The organism is Bradyrhizobium sp. NBAIM08, assembly GCF_020193935.1.
GTDB lineage: Bacteria > Pseudomonadota > Alphaproteobacteria > Rhizobiales > Xanthobacteraceae > Bradyrhizobium > Bradyrhizobium yuanmingense.
Window position 1 is genome coordinate 1 of the sequence record NZ_JADYVR010000707.1, and the last position, 420, is coordinate 420.

General features: G+C 62.4%; 1 protein-coding gene. It reads right to left on the reverse strand.

Annotated features, from left to right (window positions below):
• Nucleotides 1-420: PAS domain-containing protein (locus I6F37_RS41665; RefSeq protein ID WP_225154621.1), on the reverse strand; the 420-nt coding region annotated here is incomplete at both ends.

Here is a 420-nt window from a genome sequence, read left to right on the forward strand (position 1 = left end):
GTGATATCGCGGGCGACCAGCACGGCCCCGCCGAACTGACCGGCCGTGGCCCGCAGCGGCGCAACCGAGACGGTATGGACCACGATTTGCCCATCCCAGCGCGGAATGCCCAGCTCAACATCGGCCACCGTCTCGCCACGCAGGGCCCGCTGGACCGGATGCTCGTCCGGGGAGAGGATCTGCCCGTTGGGTTTGCGCCAGATCAGCTCGGGGGCCAGGGCATCGAGGCTGGTGTGGCCCAAAAACTGCCGCCCAGATTTGTTGATGCGTACTTTTTCCCCGGCCTTGTTGTAGGTGGCGATAATGTCGGTGATGCTGTCAAAGCTAATCTGCAGCTCATTTGCGCGCTGTTCGGCCAGCTGAAACAGGCGACTATTTTCCATCCAGGTCGCGATGCGGTCGGCGACCTGAGTTAGGAAT